Raw genomic sequence first — 2,497 nt, 5'->3', positions numbered from 1 at the left:
AATTTGAAGGTTACGTATTCACCGACTACGGCCCTGCCGTCGATAGTTACACGAACCTTATAAGCGGTGCCAGCTGAGTAAAGCATGACAACATCCTTATTGCCTGTGATAACCGGTTTTGATGGAACTACAGGTTTAGCGACAGTGTAGACTTTCAATATTGCTGTTACATTATCTTTAGCAAGATCTTCCCAATTGACACCATCCACACTTCCAAATGAAACGTTTTCCTTATGATGATGTCTTGAATTAGATTCGAAAGGTAGAGAACTATTTTTGAATACAACTTTAAAAGTATCATTTGCTGAAATTGGAATGTATTGTGTTAATTTGATGGTATGATAGCCTGCAAATGGGCTTACGCCATTTTGTGTGTGTTTTAACACTCCATTAACATAAATATCAAATTCATAATCAACTCCCTCACTATCAAAGTAAGTACCCACGGCTGCAATTAAATCATCTTCAAGAGCAGTGTAGGTATTTGAGAAGTACTTGTATTGATCTACAAAGTTATTTAACTGTCCTGCATCTGCTTGATAATTCTTATTGTATGGAACAGTGTTGTTAAATAAGTAAGCCGCATAGTATGGATACTGCCAAGGGTTTTGAGTATTGAATGAGGTATCATAATATGACAGGTAGAAATAGCCTTCATCTCCCCAGTCTGTACCCCAGCTGTTTTTAATAATCCATGCACCATCACCAGAAGGTGGATTTAGGAAATTACTTGCAGGATAATTATCATCCCAACCAACAAGAGTTACCGCATGATTTATACCTTTAGTTCCATTGTAATAACGTGCAGCAGATGTTTCGTTATAATATTTTGAATTCTCACCTGAATAAATTGCCACTAGAAATGCTCCGTAGTCCATTAATGCTTTTTTAAAGATATAATTGTCTGTTGCATTTTGACGAGCCGGGAAGAACACTACGTCCTGAACATGTATACTTTCATTTCCCATGTTGATATGGGTGGATACTTTTCCAAGCTCATCATATCTATCCAGATCGGTTGGATATGGACCGTACCAGTTTACAAGATATCCGACACCTGTGGATTGTTGTGCACCTTCTAAAATTCCATCAACTCCATAAATTGAATATTGAAGCATTGTATTTTGAATATTGTCCTGTGAAAAATTATATAATTTTCCGGTTGCTTTAAGCAATGCTGATTCTAAAGCACCGGATGTTGCAAATGTCCAGCAGGCACCCATATTACCTTGGTCTCTGACAGGACCCACTAATCCATAATCCTTTAAATTGAATTTATCCGGTAAGGTGTCAAATTTATAATGAGTGTTATTAATCAGTGTTAATTCTATTCCGTCGTTTACCACAATTGTTGCATAAAATGTGTTGTTAACAGAAACCGAATCATTATTGAATTTATTGTCTTCGGCAATGTCTTGTGTTGAGAATACTGAGTATAGGGCATTTCCGTTATCTTTGAAGGTGTTGTTTTGTAATGTGAGTTTGGAATCATAGGTGAATACCGCATCCCCTTTGTTTGATCCGTGATTGTCAATGAAAGTTGAACCCTTGATTAATATGTCTCCTTTATCAAAGTACAATACTCCCCCAATTTCCAAATCTTCTTTAACAACATTATTTCTCTTGAATGTGGAATTTTCAATGGATACATCAGCATATGATGTCCATAATACTCCACCATCATGCATTGCAATATTATCTTCGAAAGTTGAGTTGATGATATTTAACTCAGATCTAAGCTGCATTATGGCACTTCCAAATGCAGCAAAACAACCATGGAATTTTGAGTTGGCGATTGTCACATAACCCTGTTCAATATCAGCAAAAATCACCCCACCATCCTTACCTGAAGTGATATTTGTAAATTCACAATCCTCAACAGTTAAATTAACCGCATATTTAACGCCAATTGCACCAGCACTATTCAAAACAGTAAGATTCCTGAATTTAGTGTTACGTACAGTCACCCTACCATCTTCACCATAAATTGCATTGGCATAGCTTGAACGTGAATTTGCAAAAGTAGAACTGTCAACAATCAATGCTCCGCCAGAAAAATAAATATGTGACCATTTTGACTCGATTCCACCTTCAAAAGTGGAATTTACAACAGTTACATTAGACTTTTCGTTGAAAAAAATGTCTGAACTTTTAGTACCAGTATTTGAAATAAATTTTGAATTGTTTACAACCAAATTAGTAGCATTTAGTTCAATTCCACCAGAAGCATATTTGGAGGATGAGTTTTGAATGGTGACATTGTCCAGATAATACTCTGCATTTGGCTGAACGAAAGACACTGCACCATTTAATGCATTTTTGATTATCAAATTTTTTAGAGTGACATTGTTCCCAATTATATTAAATATTCTCGCTTTTCCGTTCCCGTCAATACTATATCCGTTACCGTCCAAAAGGAAGTTGCTTTTGGAGACATTAATTCCATCTGTGAAATTGATGTCATTGTCTTCATCGTAGACATAGTCATGAGTAAGTT

General features: G+C 36.0%; 1 protein-coding gene. It reads right to left on the bottom strand.

Annotated elements, in window-relative coordinates:
* A partial coding sequence (locus ACKI2W_RS02295; RefSeq protein WP_407378918.1) for a C1 family peptidase occupies nt 1-2,497 on the bottom strand: 2,497 nt, incomplete at both ends.

It is taken from the genome of Methanobrevibacter sp., assembly GCF_045603845.1.
Classification (GTDB): domain Archaea; phylum Methanobacteriota; class Methanobacteria; order Methanobacteriales; family Methanobacteriaceae; genus Methanocatella.
Note: the sequence above shows the minus strand (reverse complement) of the source record. Positions and strands in the feature narration are given on the sequence as shown.